Source organism: Kribbella sp. CCNWLW201 (assembly GCF_037203805.1).
GTDB lineage: Bacteria > Actinomycetota > Actinomycetes > Propionibacteriales > Kribbellaceae > Kribbella.
Window position 1 is genome coordinate 399,737 of record NZ_JBBCBQ010000005.1, and the last position, 17,054, is coordinate 416,790.

The 17,054-nt window shown below is 69.3% G+C and carries 15 protein-coding genes; 8 read left to right on the forward strand and 7 right to left on the reverse strand.

The annotated features are described in order from the left end of the window. Positions 1–61 precede the first annotated feature (61 nt). Entirely contained in the window at positions 62–2,098 is a 2,037-nt protein-coding gene (locus tag V9K99_RS23735) for a hypothetical protein (protein WP_337006521.1), read from the reverse strand. Positions 2,099–2,237: 139 nt separating this feature from the next. Beyond that, positions 2,238–2,927 carry a GntR family transcriptional regulator gene (locus tag V9K99_RS23740; protein WP_337006523.1) on the reverse strand — a complete coding sequence of 230 codons (690 nt, stop codon included), beginning with the start codon at positions 2,925–2,927 and terminating at the stop codon, positions 2,238–2,240. A 72-nt stretch (positions 2,928–2,999) separates the two neighbouring features. On the opposite strand from V9K99_RS23740, the gene glyA reads away from it, so the two are divergent. Genes glyA through V9K99_RS23765 form a run of 5 tightly spaced genes read left to right on the forward strand, consistent with a single transcriptional unit; the run spans position 3,000 to position 9,245 of the window. After that, positions 3,000–4,295 (forward strand): serine hydroxymethyltransferase, encoded by a 1,296-nt coding sequence (gene glyA, locus V9K99_RS23745; RefSeq protein WP_337006526.1) that lies wholly within the window; start codon positions 3,000–3,002, stop codon positions 4,293–4,295. After that, positions 4,292–5,512, forward strand: coding sequence for a sarcosine oxidase subunit beta family protein (locus V9K99_RS23750; protein WP_337006528.1), 1,221 nt, complete (start codon positions 4,292–4,294; stop codon positions 5,510–5,512). Before glyA ends, V9K99_RS23750 begins: the two co-directional genes overlap by 4 nt. A gap of 16 nt (positions 5,513–5,528) precedes the next feature. Then, entirely contained in the window at positions 5,529–5,816 is a 288-nt protein-coding gene (locus V9K99_RS23755; RefSeq protein WP_337006530.1) for a sarcosine oxidase subunit delta, read from the forward strand. After that, entirely contained in the window at positions 5,813–8,683 is a 2,871-nt protein-coding gene (locus V9K99_RS23760) for a sarcosine oxidase subunit alpha family protein (RefSeq protein WP_337006532.1), read from the forward strand. Before V9K99_RS23755 ends, V9K99_RS23760 begins: the two co-directional genes overlap by 4 nt. Further along, the gene (locus tag V9K99_RS23765; RefSeq protein ID WP_337006534.1) at positions 8,676–9,245 is read left to right on the forward strand and encodes a sarcosine oxidase subunit gamma; all 570 of its coding nucleotides are present in this window, start codon (positions 8,676–8,678) and stop codon (positions 9,243–9,245) included. The genes V9K99_RS23760 and V9K99_RS23765 overlap by 8 nt, the downstream gene beginning before the upstream one ends. A gap of 22 nt (positions 9,246–9,267) precedes the next feature. Here V9K99_RS23765 and V9K99_RS23770 read toward each other — a convergent pair whose 3' ends face one another. From V9K99_RS23770 to V9K99_RS23785, 4 genes are all read right to left on the reverse strand, one after another. Beyond that, positions 9,268–9,468 (reverse strand): cold-shock protein, encoded by a 201-nt coding sequence (locus tag V9K99_RS23770; protein ID WP_132208951.1) that lies wholly within the window; start codon positions 9,466–9,468, stop codon positions 9,268–9,270. A gap of 86 nt (positions 9,469–9,554) precedes the next feature. Further along, entirely contained in the window at positions 9,555–10,691 is a 1,137-nt protein-coding gene (locus tag V9K99_RS23775; protein WP_337006539.1) for a Cmx/CmrA family chloramphenicol efflux MFS transporter, read from the reverse strand. A 206-nt stretch (positions 10,692–10,897) separates the two neighbouring features. Then, complete coding sequence (locus tag V9K99_RS23780; protein ID WP_337006541.1) at positions 10,898–11,080, reverse strand: hypothetical protein; 183 nt, start codon at positions 11,078–11,080, stop codon at positions 10,898–10,900. Beyond that, complete coding sequence (locus V9K99_RS23785) at positions 11,077–12,414, reverse strand: PspC domain-containing protein (RefSeq protein WP_337006543.1); 1,338 nt, start codon at positions 12,412–12,414, stop codon at positions 11,077–11,079. Before V9K99_RS23785 ends, V9K99_RS23780 begins: the two co-directional genes overlap by 4 nt. 195 nt (positions 12,415–12,609) lie before the next feature. On the opposite strand from V9K99_RS23785, the gene V9K99_RS23790 reads away from it, so the two are divergent. The 3 genes from V9K99_RS23790 (at position 12,610) to V9K99_RS23800 (ending at position 16,332) form a co-directional block, all read left to right on the forward strand. Next, positions 12,610–14,133: a PspC domain-containing protein gene (locus V9K99_RS23790; RefSeq protein WP_337006545.1), complete on the forward strand. Its 1,524-nt coding sequence runs from the start codon at positions 12,610–12,612 to the stop codon at positions 14,131–14,133. Beyond that, positions 14,130–14,771: a response regulator transcription factor gene (locus tag V9K99_RS23795; RefSeq protein WP_337006548.1), complete on the forward strand. Its 642-nt coding sequence runs from the start codon at positions 14,130–14,132 to the stop codon at positions 14,769–14,771. Before V9K99_RS23790 ends, V9K99_RS23795 begins: the two co-directional genes overlap by 4 nt. 301 nt (positions 14,772–15,072) lie before the next feature. After that, complete coding sequence (locus V9K99_RS23800) at positions 15,073–16,332, forward strand: MFS transporter (protein ID WP_337012472.1); 1,260 nt, start codon at positions 15,073–15,075, stop codon at positions 16,330–16,332. Here the strand turns inward: V9K99_RS23800 and V9K99_RS23805 are convergent. Then, positions 16,252–17,046, reverse strand: coding sequence for an IclR family transcriptional regulator (locus tag V9K99_RS23805; protein ID WP_337012470.1), 795 nt, complete (start codon positions 17,044–17,046; stop codon positions 16,252–16,254). The two genes, V9K99_RS23800 and V9K99_RS23805, sit on opposite strands and share 81 nt — an antisense overlap. Positions 17,047–17,054 lie beyond the last annotated feature (8 nt).

Below are 17,054 nucleotides of genomic sequence, written 5' to 3' on the forward strand. Positions count from 1 at the left end.
CCGGAAGTCAGGGTCCGGAATAACGGTCAGGACCGAAAGTAGCTGGGTCGAATTTCGGCTGTCAACGGCTGATATCAACTCGGAACAGCTCGGCGCCGTAGGTGAGCACCAATTGGTGGTCGTTCCGGACGCCGAGCCGGCGGTGCGTCTTTTCGACGAACAGCGCCGGGGCCTTGTTCGGCGCGATCCGGAAGATCTTGTTCAGATCGATGCTCACGTACACCGCCTCCCCGGTCGCGACGATGTCTCCGCTGGACCCCGTCGTTCCCAGGACATAGGACTTGACCACCTTGCCGCACCGCGGGTCCATGGCGAAGACGGTCTTGCCGGCCACACCCCAGAGCAGGCCGTCCGGGCCGAACGTCACCGACGACACCGTGATCGCACCGGGCACCGGCACGGTCTCCCAGAGCTTGCGGGCGCGCCCGACGTCCCAGGCGAAGACGGTGCCCTCGGTCCGGGTCGGTGGCGTGGTCGCGAGGCCGCCGACGATCGACGTACCGCCGTAGACGATGCCGGCACGGGCGGTCAGGCCGAAGACGCTCTCGTCCTGGACCACGTTGCGGTACTTCTGCGACGTACCGGTCTTGGGGTCGTAGATGACGAGCGCGCCGCCGAGGCGGTCGCCGTCGGGGACGGTACCGACCGCGAGCTTGCCGTTCACCTCGACGAGGGCCCGGGCGCGGGTCTGGAAGATGTCCGGCTTGAGGTTGAGCAGTTGCTTGGGGTTGTCCGGGGTGCCGGGTGGTCCGGGGGAGTACTCCGGGCTGCTCCACGGCTGGCTCAGGTCGTACGAGTAGACCCGGGCGTCGGGGTAGGCGCCGATCCAGAGCTTGCCGTCCTTGCCTTCCAGCAGTGCCTCGGTCTGCGAGAAGCGGTTGAACTTGGCCTCGCCGGTGGCCGGGTTGACCACCGAGACTCCGCCGTTCAGGAATCCGCCGGCGTAGATGTTGTCCTTGCCTCCGGCCACGGACAGGATCTCGATCGGCTCGCGCCGTACCGAGGTCTGGAAGATCTCCGACTTGCCGGTCTGCGGGTTGTACCGGAACTCCTCACCCCTCCAGAGGGTTCCGACGATGCTCTTGCCCGGGTAGTCGGGCAGATCGAGCTCGGCCCAGCCGATCGAGCGGGTGTTCTGGATCCGGCCGGTGAAGGTGAGGCCGGTCCCGGTCAGCGTCTTTGTTGCCGGGTCGTACTTCTTCAGCTCGCTGGCCTGGATCAGGTAGATCTCGCCGTTGTCGCCGACCGGGGAGATGTCCAGGCCGTGTGCGTTCGGGATCTCGTCCACCCAGGTCCGGCCGGCGATGTCCCAGACGTACATCGGGCCGGGGAAGGCCGTGCTGATCCGGACGTACGCCCGGCCGGCCCGGGTGTTCAGGTCGAAGACGGTCTTGTCCGACGGGTCGCCCAGTCCGGGCGGCGCCGGCAGCTCGGTGACCGCGCCGGACACCACGTCGAGCTCGAGAACGTGGGCGTCGGGCATGGTGCCGCCGTAGATCTTGCCGTTCCAGTAGTCGATGCTCTTCACGTACGTCTGGCCGGCCTTGAGCTGACCGTAGTCGCGGACCGCGCCGGTCGCGTGGTCGAAGCGGAACACCTTGCCGTTCGGGAAGGTTCCGCCGTACACGTTGCCCTGCTCGTCGGTGGTGATCCGCTGGATGAAGGTCTCGGTCGCGATCGGGCGGCCGAGGTCCTCGACGGTGTTGCCCGACCCCGGCTTCCACCGGTACAGGTGACCGTTGTTGTAGGTGCCGGTGTAGATGGTGCCGTCGGGTGCGGCGGCCACGGCGTAGCTGCCGCCGGCTCCGGGCAGCGGAGCCGACACCAGCGGGATGCCGGTGGCCGGGTCGATGGCGTTCAGGTACGCCGGGTTGCTGCTCGAGACGTTCCAGATCGCGGCCTTGCCGTTCGGGCCGGGCGCGACGGTTCCGCCGATCAGCAGTACGTCGGACAGTGGTGTGCCGAGCGAGGTCACGGTCGCCGTGGGCGTTCCCGTGGGTGCCGCCGGCGCCGGTGGATCGGCCTCGGCGGGGGTGGTCAGAGTCGTGACGAGCAGCGCGGCGAGTGCCACCGCGATGAGCGAACGGGCTGATCGCATGCGAATGCCTCCGGTGGACGACCTATTTACGGTCCTGTCCGAAAGTGAAGCCTCGCCCGCACAGCGAAGTCAACCGCTCGGCATCATTTGCCGCTTCTGGCACTCCTGAGGTTTTTTCGGCCTCAGCCGTAAGGCGCAATCAGAGCAGGGCTCGGACTTCTTCCTCGAAGTGGACGACGTGAGCGCGCGCCAGCTCGGCCGCTGCGTCCGCGTCACCGGCGGCCACCGCCTCCAGGAGCGGGCCGTGCTCGCTGATGTGGCCGGCCATCCCGGGCAGGCGGTGGATGAAGAGGCACCAGATCCGGTTCGCCAGGTTGTCGTAGCGAACCAGGGTGTCCTCGAGGTGCGGGTTGTGCGTCGCCGCGTACAGCGCGCGGTGTGCCTCCAGGTCCAGTCGCATCAGGTCCAGCGCGCCCATTCGCGACACTGCCTCCGACCGGAGCGTTTCGGCCAGCTCGAGGAACGACGCACGTTCAGGTGTGGTGGCCCGGCGTGCGGCGCTCGCGGCCGCGATCGGCTCCAGATGCTGGCGCACCTCGGAGATGTGGGCCAGGTCGGTGATGTTGACGTCAGTGGCGAAGGTGCCGCGACGCGGATACGCGACGACCAGCCGCTCGTACGCGAGCCTCTTCAGGGCCTCCCGCACCGGAGTGCGACCGATGCCCAGCGACGTCCCCAGTTGGTCCTCGTTGATCGGGCTGCCAGGACGTATGTCGAGCATCACCAGGCGATCGCGGATCTCGCGGTAGGCACGGTCGGCCAGCGATTCGGTCGCATCCCCGGCCGCGACGGGGAGGCTCAGTTCGTGGGTGTTGACGTGCTCCGACATGTGCCGTACGTTACCTGAACAATTGATATATCAGTAGGTTTTCAATCGTGCATCAGTGTGGAGGCCCGCATCGTGACCGCATCCCTCGACCTTGACCTGGCCGCGTTCGACCCTGAGGTCCACAGCGCCATCGCCGCCGAACTGCACCGGCAGCAGTCGACCCTGGAGATGATCGCGTCGGAGAACTTTGCGCCGTACGCCGTGATGCAGGCCCAGGGCTCGGTGCTCACGAACAAGTACGCCGAGGGCTACCCGGGCCGCCGGTACTACGGCGGCTGCGAGCATGTCGACGTGGTCGAGCAGCTCGCGATCGACCGGGTGAAGGCGCTGTTCGGTGCCGAGGCGGCGAACGTCCAGCCGCACTCCGGGGCCCAGGCGAACGCGGCCGCGATGGTCGCCCTGCTGGAGCCCGGCGACACCATTCTCGGCCTCGACCTGGCCCACGGTGGTCACCTGACGCACGGCATGCGGATCAACTTCTCCGGCAAGCTCTACAACGTCGTGCCCTACCACGTGAGCGACACCGATTTCCGGGTCGACATGGCCGAGGTCGAGCGGCTGGCACTCGAGCATCGGCCCAAGCTGATCGTGGCCGGGTGGTCGGCGTACCCGCGCCAGCTGGACTTCGCCGAGTTTCGCCGGATCGCCGACCTCGTCGGCGCCTACCTGATGGTGGACATGGCGCACTTCGCCGGCCTTGTCGCCGCGGGCCTGCACCCCAATCCGGTGCCGCACGCCGACGTGGTCACCACCACGACGCACAAGACCCTCGGCGGCCCGCGTGGCGGCGTGATCCTGTGCCGGCCGGAATTGCTGAAGAAGATCAACTCCGCGGTCTTCCCGGGCCAGCAGGGCGGACCGCTCGAGCACGTCATCGCGGCCAAGGCGGTCGCCTTCAAGGCGGCCGCGAGCGAGGACTTCCGGGATCGCCAGGAGCGCACCCTCGAGGGTGCCCGGATCCTCGCTGACCGGCTCAGTGCGGCCGATGTGTTCCTGGCCGGCATCACTGTCCTGACCGGAGGCACCGACGTCCACCTGGTCCTCGTCGACTTGCGTAACTCCGAGCTCGACGGCCAGCAGGCGGAGGACCGGCTGCACACGATCGGGATCACCGTGAACCGCAACGCGGTGCCGTTCGATCCTCGCCCGCCGATGGTGTCCTCGGGTTTGCGGATCGGAACCCCCGCGCTCGCGACCCGTGGCTTCGACCGGACCGCGTTCGCCGAGGTCGCGGACATCATCGCCGCCGCCCTGTCCGCCCCGCTGGATGACGCCCTTGCGGCTGAGCTGCGTGGCCGAGTGGAGAGCCTCGCGGACAAGTTCCCCCTCTATCCGCACCTCGCGGCCGCCGAGGAGACGAGAGCATGAGCACCCCGCACCTGCCCGAGCACCCCGACTGGCTCTGGCGCGACCCGGACCCGAAGTCGTCGTACGACGCCATCGTTGTCGGAGGCGGTGGCCATGGTCTGGCCACGGCGTACTACTTGGCGAAGAACCACGGCATCACGAACGTCGCCGTCCTCGAGAAGGGGTGGCTGGCGGGCGGGAACATGGCCCGCAACACGACGATCATCCGCTCGAACTACCTGTGGGACGAGAGCTCGGCGATCTACGAGTTCGCCCTGAAGCTCTGGGAGCAGCTGCCCGCGGAGCTGGACTACGACTTCCTGTTCAGCCAGCGTGGGGTGCTCAACCTCGCGCACACCCTCCAGGACGTCCGGGACAGCACCCGGCGGGTGAATGCGAACCGGCTCAACGGTGTCGATGCCGAGTGGCTCGAGCCCGACGACGTGGCCAAGGTCTGCCCGATCGTCAACGTGTCGCCGGATGTTCGGTACCCGGTGCTCGGCGCGACCTTCCAGCCGCGGGCAGGCATCGCCAAGCACGACCATGTGGCCTGGGCACTCGCCCGGGCGTGTGACCAGTTCGGCATCGACCTGATCCAGAACTGCGAGGTGACCGGGTTCGTCCGGGATCACGGTCGCGTCGTGGGTGTCGAGACCACCCGCGGGCGCATCAACGCCGGCGTCGTCGGGCTGAACGCGGCAGGCCACAGCAGTGTGCTGGCCGGACTGGCCGGCTTCCGGCTGCCCGTGCAGTCCCACCCGCTGCAGGCGCTGGTGTCCGAGCTTTACGAGCCGGTGCATCCGACGGTCGTGATGTCCAATCACGTCCACGTCTACGTCTCCCAGGCCCACAAGGGCGAGCTCGTGATGGGCGCCGGCGTCGACTCCTACAACGGCTACGGACAGCGCGGCTCGTTCCATGTGATCGAGCATCAGATGGCCGCCGCGCTCGAGCTGTTCCCGATCTTCGCCCGCGCTCACCTGTTGCGAACCTGGGGAGGCATCGTCGATGTCTCCCCGGACGCCTCGCCGATCATCGGCGCCACCCCGGTGGACAACCTTTTCGTCAACTGTGGTTGGGGGACCGGCGGCTTCAAGGCGACGCCGGCAGCCGGGTGGGCGATGGCACACACCATGGCCACCGGCGAGCCGCACGAACTGAACCGGCCGTTCGCGCTGGAGCGATTCGTCACCGGCGCCCTGATCGACGAGCACGGCGCCGCCGCCGTGGCCCACTGAGCCGAGAGGACAACCGATGCTCCTGCTGACCTGTCCCTGGTGCGGACCACGGGACGAGACCGAGTACCACTACGGGGGCCAAGCTCACGTGGCCTACCCCGAGGACCCGTCCGCGCTCTCCGACGAGGAGTGGGCGGCCTACCTCTTCTACCGCGACAACCCCAAGGGCCTGTTCGCGGAGCGCTGGTCGCACAGCGGCGGCTGTCGTCGCTGGTTCAACGTCGTTCGCGACACCGCGACGTACGCCGTACACGAGGTCTACACCGGTGCGGCTCCGGCCGCCCAGCCAGGAGGAGCCCGATGACCGGCTCGCAGTACCGCAGGCTCCCCACCGGCGGGCGGATCGACCGCAGCCGGGAGCTGCGGTTCACCGTCGACGAGGTGGAGTACGTCGGCCACCCCGGCGACACCGTGGCCTCCGCCCTGCTGGCCAACGGGCAGGGGCGGGTGGGTGACTCCATCTACAAAGGCCGACCACGCGGCATTGTGGCGGCGGGCGTCGAGGAGCCGAACGCACTGCTTCAGATCGGGGGCGACTGCTCCGAGCCGATGGTGCCTGCCACTGTGCGAGCGCTGGTGGACGGCCTGAGCGCGCAGACCCTGTCTGGACTCGGACATCTCGATCCCGCGTCGGACGAGGCCCAGTACGACAAGCGGTTCGTCCACACGGACGTCCTGGTGATCGGCGCCGGCCCGGCCGGCCTCGCGGCTGCCGACGCGGCCGCGGCCGGTGGTGCGCGCGTCATCCTCATCGACGAACAGGCAGAGCTTGGCGGATCGCTGCTGTCCGGCCGTCACGAACGCGTAGACGATCGGCCCGCACTGGAGTGGGTCGCCGACGTCGCTGCCCGGCTCGAGGCGTCCCCGGAGGTCACTCTGCTGGCTCGGACCACGGCGTTCGGCAGCTACGACGACAACTACGTCCTGGCCGTCGAACGGCGGACCGACCACTTCGACGAGCCGCCGGCTCGCCTCTCGCGCCAGCGACTCTGGCACATCCGGGCCGGTCAGGTGGTACTCGCCACGGGTGCACACGAGCGGCCGCTCGTCTTTGCCGGCAACGACCGGCCAGGCGTCATGTTGGCCGACGCAGTCCGTACCTACCTCAACCGGTACGCCGTGACCGTCGGCGACCGCGTGGTCGTGGCAACCACCAACGACAGCGCGTACGAGCTCGTCGCCGACCTGGTCGCGGCCGGCGTCGACGTACCCGTCGTACTGGATGCGCGGCCGACGCTGTCCGACCGGGCCGCCACCTGCGCCGTCCCCGTGGAGGTGGCCACCGTTGTGGTGGCAACCCACGGCGACCCCCGGGTGTCCTCGGTGGAGATCAGCAAGCTCGACGCCCATGGGCAGCTCGTGGGCGAACGGTCGACCATCGCCTGCGACACGTTGGCGGTCTCGGGTGGCTGGAGCCCCGTCGTACACCTGCACAGTCAGCGGCAGGGGCGGCTGACCTGGAACGCCCGGATCGCCGGGTTCGTCCCTTTCGGTGCCGTGCGCAACCAGTTCGTGGTCGGCTCCGCGGCCGGTGAGTTCAGCCTGGACGCGATCCTCGGCGCTGGAGGCGTCGCCGGCATCGCGGCGGCCGGTCGTCAGGGATACCCCTCCGAGGTTGTGACACCCCGGGGCATCGGCGGCTGGAACGGAGCGGTACGACCGGTCTGGTTGGTGCCGGGCATCGACGGTGAGCCGGGCGAGTGGGACGAGCACTTCGTGGATCTGCAGCGCGACCAGACCGTCGCAGATGTCTGGCGGGCCACCGGCGCCGGCATGCGCAATGTCGAGCACGTCAAGCGATACACATCCATCGGGACCGGCCAGGACCAAGGCAAGACCTCGGGCGTCGCCGCCATCGGGGTGATCGCGGCGGCCCTTAACGAATCGAATATCGGCGAGATCGGCACGACCACCTACCGGGCGCCGTACACCCCGATTCCGTTCGCGGCGCTGGCGGGACGGGAGCGCGGCGACCTGTTCGATCCCGAGCGGACCACACCGGTGCACTCCTGGCATGTCGAGCACGGCGCCGAGTTCGAGATCGTCGGGCAGTGGCTGCGCCCGTGGCACTACCCGCAGGCGGGTGAGGACCTGGATGCTGCCGTGGCGCGCGAGTGCCGGGCCGCCCGCCAGGGCGTGGCGATGATGGACGCCTCCACCTTGGGCAAGGTCGAGATCCGCGGAAAGGACGCGGGCGAGTTCCTGAACCGGATCTACACCAACGCGTTCAAGAAGCTACCGATCGGCTCGGCCCGGTACGGCGTCATGTGTACGCCGGACGGGATGATGTTCGACGACGGTGTGACGCTGCGGCTCGCCGAGGACCGCTACTTCATGACCACGACCACAGGTAACGCCGCGGGTGTTCTGGATTGGCTCGAGGAGTGGCTGCAGACCGAGTGGCCCGACCTGGACGTCTACTGCACCTCGGTGACGGAGCAGTGGACCACCGTTGCCGTCGTCGGTCCGCGGTCCCGCGACGTGATCGCTCGGGTTGCGCCTGAGTTGGATGTGTCGAACGAGGCGTTCCCGTTCATGACGTTCCGGGAGACCACGCTCGCGTCCGGTATCCCGGCCCGGATCTGCCGGATCTCGTTCTCGGGTGAGCTCGCGTTCGAGGTCAACGTGTCCGGTTGGTACGGGCGTGCGGTCTGGGAGGAGGTGTACGGCGCTGGGCAGGATCTCGGGATCACGCCGTACGGCACCGAGACGATGCACGTACTGCGGGCTGAGAAGGGCTACCCGATCGTCGGGCAGGACACCGACGGCACGGTCACGCCGCAGGACGCCGGCATGGAGTGGGTCGTCTCGAAGGTGAAGGACTTCGTCGGCCGGCGCTCCTACAGCCGCCCGGACACCGCGCGAGCGGACCGCAAGCACCTCGTCGGCGTGCTGCCCGTGGACCGCAGCACCCGGCTGCCCGAGGGAGCCCAACTCGTCGCTCCCGGTTCGCCGGCGACAGCGGTGGACGGGCCGGTGCCGATGCTCGGGCACGTGACCTCGAGCTACCACAGCGAGGCACTCGGCCGGCCCTTCGGTTTGGCGCTCATCAAGTCCGGCCGCGATCGGTTCGGCGAGGTACTCCTGGCGCCTGTCGGCGACCGGTTGGTGGAGGTCGAAGTGACGTCACCCGTGCTGTACGACCCCGAAGGGACGAAGCGAGATGGCTGACCTGAGTACGCTGCGGCGCAGTCCGTTGACGCACCTCGCCGACCGGATGGCCGAGGCCTCGGACCTCACAGTGAGCCTGGCGGAGGCGCCCTTCCTGGGGATGGTCAGCCTCCGGGTGGATCCCTCCTCGCCGGCCGCGGCTCGGGTCGCCGCCGTACTAGGTGCCCCGCTACCGGCCAACTGTGGCGAGACCACCGGCACGACCCTGTGGCTCGGCCCGGACGAATGGCTCGTGGTCACCACGAACGACCCGGTTGCCCTGGTCGACCAGCTCGATGCCGCTCTCGGAGAGGACCCCGGGCTGGCGCTGGATGTGTCGGCCAACCGGACCGTCATCGAAATCACCGGGCCGCGGGCACGCGCCGTACTGGAGAAGGGCTGTCCCGTCGACCTTCACCCTCGTGTGTTCGGGCCCGGCCGCGCGGTCGCCACCACCCTCGCCAGGGTGCCGGTGCTGCTGTGGCAGACCGGCGACACCACGTACCGCCTACTGCCTCGTTCGAGCTTCGCCGACTACGTCGCCCGCTGGCTGCTGGATGCGGTGCAGGAGTTCACCACCTGATGGCGCTCTGCGGGTGGTTGCTTCAGACCGGGGTGACGGCGTCGGCCTCGCGGCCTTTGGGGCCGTCGACGATCTGGAACTCGACCTGCTGGCCGTCCTCGAGGGTCTTGTACCCGTCGGAGACGATCTTGCTCCAGTGGACGAACACGTCGTCCTGGCCCTCGACGGCGAGGAAGCCGTAGCCCTTGTCGGCGTTGAACCACTTCACGGTGCCGCGCACCATCGAAACTCCTGTGACCACGGGACCCGCTTCACCCGGACCCCTCGGGTACTCCGCCCACCGGCAGGAGCCGGTGGGCGGTCCAAATCCTAGCTCAGCCGTCTGCTCCGGAGCTGGCCGAGTCCGGCGAGGCAGAGCGCCGTACCGACTAGGAGGGCGCTGGCCCAGAGTGGGGCGCGGTAGTTGGTCAGGGTGATCGCGGCGCCGCCTAGGGCCGGGCCGAGGGCGGCGCCTACGTTGAGGGATGCGGTGGCGAGGCCGCCGGCCAGGACGGGTGATTCCGAGGCCGCGTAGAGGGCGTACGAGATCAGCGTCGAGCCGACGGCGAACGACAACAATCCTTGGGTGAAGACCAGTACGACGGCTGCGGTCGGAGCGGACGCGGTCAGGGCGAACGCGCACCAGCCGAGCAGCAAGGTGCCACCGGCAACGAAGACCAGGCGGGTGTCGCGACTGTCGGCGTACCGGCCCGCGATGGCGACGCCGGCGAACGAGCCGAGGCCGAACAGCGCGAGCATCACCGGCACCCATCCGGCGCCGAGGCCGGTCACCTCGGTCAGCACCGGTGCGAGGTAGGTGAACGAGCAGAACGTTGCCCCGTTCACCAATGCCCCGAGGATCAGGAGTACGACGAGACGCTGCCGGAACCGCACTCCGCCGACCGTGACGGGGCCTGTGATGCGGTCGGCGGGGACTGCGCGCAGGATCGCGATCAACGCCGGGAAGGAGATGATCGCGACCGCCCAGAACGCGGACCGCCAGCCGAACTGCTGGCCGAGGAGAGCACCCCCTGGTACGCCGACGATGCAGGCGAGCGTCGTACCTCCGAGCAGGACGGAGGTCGCGCGACCCTTGGCGTCGGGACGCACCAGGCTGGTGGCGGTGGCGAGGGCGATCGCGAGGAAGCCGGCGTTGGCCAGCGCCGCGATGACGCGGGTGATCAGCAGGACGGCGAAACTGGTGGTGACCGCGCCGATCACGTGGACGAGCAGGAACACGGTAAGAGTGACCAGCAGCGTACGGCGGCGCGGCCAGCGGGCGCCGAGGACGGCGATCGCCGGTGCGCCGACGATCATCCCGACCGCGAAGGCCGAGGTGAGCCAGCCGGTGGTGGGGATCGAGACGCCCAGGTCATGGGCGATGTCCGGACCGAGGCCGGAGAGCATGAATTCGGAGGTCGCCTGGGCGAACACGGCCAGGCCGAGCAGGTACAGCACGAAAGGCATCGAGAAGCTCCGCAACCACGTCGATGAGGTGCGGCAGGACGGATCGCCTGCCGAGCATCGCCGGCGGTTCGGGTGCGGCCTGTGCTGAGAGATCCAGGGCCACCGAACGGCCGGTGGCTACGGTCTGCTGGCCTCCGGACTGGACATGCGGGCGAGCCTAGAGAAGCCCGAGCCGGAGGTCCACCGAGTTACCCGGTGGACCCGAGTCAGCTGCGGTGCGAGGCGGCCAGGCCGACGATGCCGGCGGCGACCAGGAGGAGGGCGCTGGTGACGCCGAGGTCGTCGGTCTGGAGAACACCGTTCTCGGTGAGCATCCAGATCGTGGCGGCGCCGGACAGGACGGTGCCGGCGATGATGCCGGGGACGTCCGGTTTCGACTTCTGCTTCATCCGCGCTCCACCTTGATGCTGCCCAGTTTCACGTCCAGGTCCAGCGTGACCGCCGTCGGTCCGGGCTTTCCGTCGGGGCCGAGGTCCTTCAGGGTCAATTCGGCATTATGGCCGCCGCGGTTCTGGCCCAGCCAGACCACCTCGCCCATCTCGGCGGACAGTTGCCCTTCGACGTCCACGTCCTGCGGGACCCTGACGATGATTTCACCGACCCCGAGGTGCACATCCACCTTGGCACCTGGCTCGAACTTCGCCTTGGTCAGGTCCAGGTGCACGGCCCCACCGTCGAGGTTGTACGACGTGCTCGTCGCGGTGATCGCCTCCCCGGCCGTCGCGGTGTACCTGACCTCCGAGAAGTCGCGCGGCACCTCCGGGAAGACTGTGCTCGCCACCGCGGCGCCCGCGAGCAGGATGCCGAGCGGCAGCAGCCCCAGTACCCGGCCGACGAAGCCGCCGACCAGCATGCCGGCGCCGAGTGTGGCCAGGCCGATGATCAGCATCGTCGAGGTGGCCGCACCGGCCGCCCAGGCGATCGCGATCGCGAGACCGGTCAGGACGACGACGATCGACTTGACCCCGCGCATCCCCTTGGCCGGCGGTTCGGCCGGTTTCGCGGTCGTGGGCGGTCGCGCGGCCGGCGGCTCGTCGACGTACAGGCCGAGGGGGTCGTCCTCGGTCCACACAGGCTGGACCGGTTCGACGGTGCGGTCCTGGGGGCGCTGCGTGGCCGAGGACGACGGACCCGCCGGGGGAGCTGACGGGCCGGTCTGAGGAGGCAGGTACGACGACGTGGCCGGCTGACCCATCGGAGCGGTCGGCGCCGGACCCGGCTGACCGGGCTGGTTCGTCCACTGCGGGCCGGACCAGCCGCGGTTCGCGGACCAGTCCTGGCCGTTGCCGTTCCGGCGGTTCTTCCGGTGCCGGGCGACGATCCAGATCACCGCGAGCACGATCAGCGGCCCGGGGACGGCCCGGCCGAAGTCGAACGACGACATGATCGCGATCCCGGCGAACACGCAGACGCCGATCACGATCGGCCACAGCCACGGGTGGTCCGGGCGCACCCGGTCGCCGAGCAGACCCTGCGCCGCCGAGCGGTCATGGCCCTCGTCGGGCATCAGCACCCAGGCGGCGATGTAGAAGATGATCCCGGGACCGCTGATGATGAGGACCGCCATCACGACGCGGACCAGCACCGGATCGATGTTCAGCGCGCGGCCGATACCGCCGCAGACACCGGCCAGCATCCGGTCCGACCGGCTGCGCTGCCAGCTCTGCACGTTCTGCAGGCCGCCGCGGTCGAACCCACCGGGTCCACTCGAGTTCTGCTCCATGCCATCGATACTGGCCCTCTACCAAGCCGGACGACATCGGGGATCCCCCTCTCGCGACCCCGGGGTCGCCTCCCAGGGAGCGGTCGGCTCGGGGTTCTCCCCGGTCCGACCCTGACCCGGCCGGTCAGGCGCTGAGGAGACGCCTAGGGACAAGCCTGCTGGTGTCGGCCCGGTCCACGTGTGACGATCGTGTGGATGACTCAACCAGCCTCAGCCGCGCCGACGGGCGGGTCTGCCACGCCAGGGACCCCACCCGGGCCGCCGCATGGCCGAGGTGACCAAGGCACCGGTCAATGGCGGTACGAAGGCTGGGGACCACAGGGACCCAGGCAGTACCAAGGCCCCTACGCCGCGTACGGCGCTCAGCCGGGCCAGCCCCCGTACGGCGCTCAGGCCCCGTACGGCGCTCAACCCCCGTACGGCGGTCCGACCGGACAGGGCCACGAGCCGCCACCGGTACGCCGGGCATACCGCCGTACCGATGGACGGGTGGTCGCGGGGGTCGCAGGGGGTGTGGCGGACCACCTCGGGGTGTCCGACACCCTGGTGCGGCTCGTGCTGATCGCTGCCACGGTGTTCGGCGGGTTCGGCGTACTGATCTATGCGGCGCTCTGGTTCCTGATGCCGCTGGGCACTCCGACGGTGCCGGCCGCGCCCGGTCTGGCCGCGCACACCCGGGGTGGACTCCGGACCGACCAGCCGCCGCCGCAGCCGGTGACCGAGGCCAAGGAGCGGAAGAAGGAGAAGAGCCGCGGCCAGGTCGCGGCCCTGGTGGTCGTCGGCATCGGCGTACTGCTCCTGCTGCAGGTCGCCGGGCTCGGGATCGCCGGGAAGATGTTCTGGCCGCTCGTGTTCGCCGGCACCGGTCTGGCGCTGATCTGGCGGCAGGCCGACGAGAGCCAGCGGGCCGCGTGGAGCCGGGACGTGCGCGTCCCGATCCTCGGGATCGTGCTCGGCAAGGGCGGCTGGAAGTCGCTGATCCGGATCGCCGTCGGCCTGATCCTGATCGGCACCGCGATCACCGTCTTCCTGGTGCAGAACGGCCGGCTCTCGATGGTCGGCGACGTACTCGTCGCACTGCTGCTCGCCGTGGTCGGCCTCGGCGTGATCGCCGGACCGTGGGTGCACCGCCTGACCCGGGACCTGAACAACGAGCGGGCCGAGCGGGCCCGGTCGGAGGAGCGTGCCGACATGGCCGCCCACCTGCACGACTCGGTGCTGCAGACGCTGGCGCTGATCCAGAAGCAGGCGAACGACCCGAAGGCCGTCGCCCGGCTGGCCCGCTCGCAGGAGCGCGAACTGCGGACCTGGCTGTACGACGAGGACGACAAGACCGACCAGACTCTGTCCGGTGCCGCCAAGCGGGCCGCGGCCGAGGTCGAGGACTCGCACGGCGTCCCGGTCGAGGTGGTGACGGTGGGGGACTGCGAGCTGACCGAACCGTTGTCCTCGATGGTCCGGGCCGCGCGCGAGTCGATGGTGAACGCGGCCAAGCACTCCGGTGCGGAGAAGATCGACGTGTTCGTCGAGGTGGACGGGGACCGGGCGGAGATCTTCGTCCGGGACCGGGGTAAGGGATTCGATGTCGACGGCGTGCCGGACGATCGGCTCGGCCTGCGGCACAGTGTGATGGGCAGAATGGAACGGCACGGCGGCCGCGCAACAGTGCGGTCCGACCCGGAGACAGGCACCGAAGTGCGACTGGAGATGGACAGATGAGCCAGAGGCGCGTTGTCGTCATCGACGACCACGACATGTTCCGGGCCGGAGTGCGCAGCGAGATCGGCACCGCGGTCGACATCGTCGGGGAGGGCTCCGACGTCGATTCCGCGGTGAAGGCGATCGTCGGAACCGAGCCGGACGTCGTCCTGCTCGACGTCCACCTGCCCGGCGGCGGTGGGACCGAGGTCATGAAGCAGGTGCACCAGCGGCACCCGGAGGTCAAGTTCCTGGCACTGTCGGTGTCGGACGCGGCCGAGGACGTGATCGGTGTGATCCGGGCCGGCGCGCGCGGGTACGTCACCAAGAACATCAGCGGGGCCGAGCTGGTCGACGCGATCGGCCGGGTCGCGGACGGGGACGCGGTGTTCTCGCCGCGGCTGGCCGGGTTCGTGCTGGACGCGTTCTCCGGTGCGATCGACATCGCCTCGGTGGACGAGGACCTGGACCGGCTGTCGCAGCGGGAGCGTGAGGTACTGCGTCTGATCGCCCGCGGCTACGCCTACAAGGAAGTCGCCCGCGAACTCTTCATCTCGGTGAAGACGGTCGAGACCCACGTGTCCTCGGTGTTGCGGAAACTGCAGCTGTCCAACCGCCACGAACTCACCCGCTGGGCGACCGACCGCCGCTTGGTCTGACCACCGCCGTTCGCCGTACCCCCAACCCCGCTTCCGGCCCGCGCCATTTGAGGGGTCAACCCCTGATGTGGTGGGTTGCGGAGGCAAAATCTGCCTCCGCAACCCACAAAGCAAGGGGTTGACCCCTCAAATGGGGGCGGTGGGCGGGAGGCAGGGGCGGCGCCGTTCGGCGTGGGGAACAGACCACTGACCTCAGTGGTCTTCCGGTGGTTGGAAGGCGGGGTGGTCGGCGCGGGGACGGTACTGGACCTTCGGGGGACTGGGTGGGATCCGCCCCTCCCAGACCCGAGCGGAGGTCCGCATGCAGGATTTCGCTGTGCCGGAGGCGCGCCGGTGGGTGCGCCCGCTGTGCTGGAGTGCCGTCCTGCTGGACGGCTTCGACCTGGTCGTGCTCGGCACGATCACCCCGGTTCTGCTGAGTGGGAAGGTCTTCGGCTACACCCCGGGGACCGCGGCGGCGGTCGCGACCATCGGGCTGGTCGGGATGATGCTGGGTGGTCTGCTGATCGGGACGGTGACCGATGTGATCGGCCGGCGTCGCGCGCTGCTGATCGCGGTCGCGACGTTCTCGCTGTTCACTCTGCTGTGCGCATTCGCGCCGTCGGCCGGCGTACTGGGACTGTTCAGGTTCCTGGCCGGCCTCGGTCTCGGCGGTTGCTTGCCGACGGCAATCACCCTGGTGACCGAGTACTCACCGCGTGGCCGTAACGGCGGTCCGACCACCCTGATCATGACCGGCTACCACGTCGGCGCCGTACTCACGGCTCTGCTTGGGATCCTGGTGATCCCGACGCTGGGCTGGCGGGCGATGTTCCTGATCGGTGCCGCGCCTGCGCTGGTGCTCCTCCCGTTGATGTATCGATATCTGCCGGAATCGCCTGTTTTCACGGCGGATAGGCCCGGTTTGGAGACGGTGAAGTCGTTGCTGCGGCCCGGGTACCGCCGCCCGACGCTCGCGTTCTGGATCACGTCGTTCATGGGGCTGCTGCTGGTCTACGGCCTGAACACCTGGCTGCCGCAGATCATGCGTGAGGCCGGCTACCCGCTCGGCGCGGCGCTCAGTCTCCTGCTCGTCCTGAATGCCGGCGCCATCGTCGGTCTGCTCGTCGCCGGCCGGATCGCCGACAAGCTTCCGATGCGTCCGGTCACCCGCGCCTGGTTCGCCGGTGCGACGATCATGCTCGCGCTGCTCAGCGTGCGTCTTCCCGGTCCGCTCCTGTACGTCGTCGTACTGCTCGCCGGCTGTTTCGTCTTCGCGGCCCAGGTCCTCGTGTACGCGTACATCGGCCGTGTGTACGCCGCGGAGAACCGGGCCACCGGTCTCGGCTGGGCGGCCGGTGTCGGCCGGCTCGGTGCGATCGCTGGACCGGCCGTCGGCGGTGCGCTGCTGTCTGCCGGCATGGCGTTCCCGTGGGGCTTCTACGTGTTCGCCACGGTCGGTCTGTTCGGTGCGATCGCGGTCAGCCTGGTCGAGCGTGGATCAGTTCGGTTGCCAGGCGACCGACGTACGGCGGACCGACTTGGGGAGACCGGTAGCGCTGGGCGCGCCGAGCACGCGTGAGATACCGCGGGCGGAGGCTTTGATCAGCGGGACCAGGGTCAGCGGATCCTGTTGCCCGTACGGGACAACTGTCGACACGGCGGCCACGACCCGGTCATCGGCGTCGTACACCGGGGCCGCCACCGACAGGCTGATCTCCTCGATCGCGCGACTGCTGATCACGTACCCGTCCCGCCGGATCTCGGCGAGCCGTCGCCGCAACTGCTCGCCGTCCGCGACGGTGTGGCGGGTGTAGCGACGCAGCGGACCGGCGATGACCTGCTCCTGCAGGTCCCGGTCGGCGTGGGCCAGCAAGACCTGGCCCACGCCGGTCGCGTGCAACGGCAACCGGCCGCCGACCCGGGTGAACACGTGGACGGCGCCACGACCCGAGATCCGCTCCAGGAACACCGCATCGCACCCGTCCAGTACGGCGAGCTGCGCGTGCTGGCGGGTCGCCTCGTACACATCCTCGAGGAACGGCATCGCGATCTCGCGCAACCCGAGTCCGCGAGGTGCCAGGGCCGCGATCTCCCACAACCACAGGCCGATCCGGTACCGGCCGTCGTCGTCGCGCTCGAGTGCACCGCCCTGGAGGAGTTCGCGGACGAGCCGGTGCGTGGTGGTCAGCGGCAGGCCGGAGCGGCGACTGATCTCGGACAAGGTCTGCAGCGGCGTGCGATGACTGAAGGTGCGCAACACCGCCAGCAGCCTGGAGCTCACACTCGCCGTCATCCCGGCAG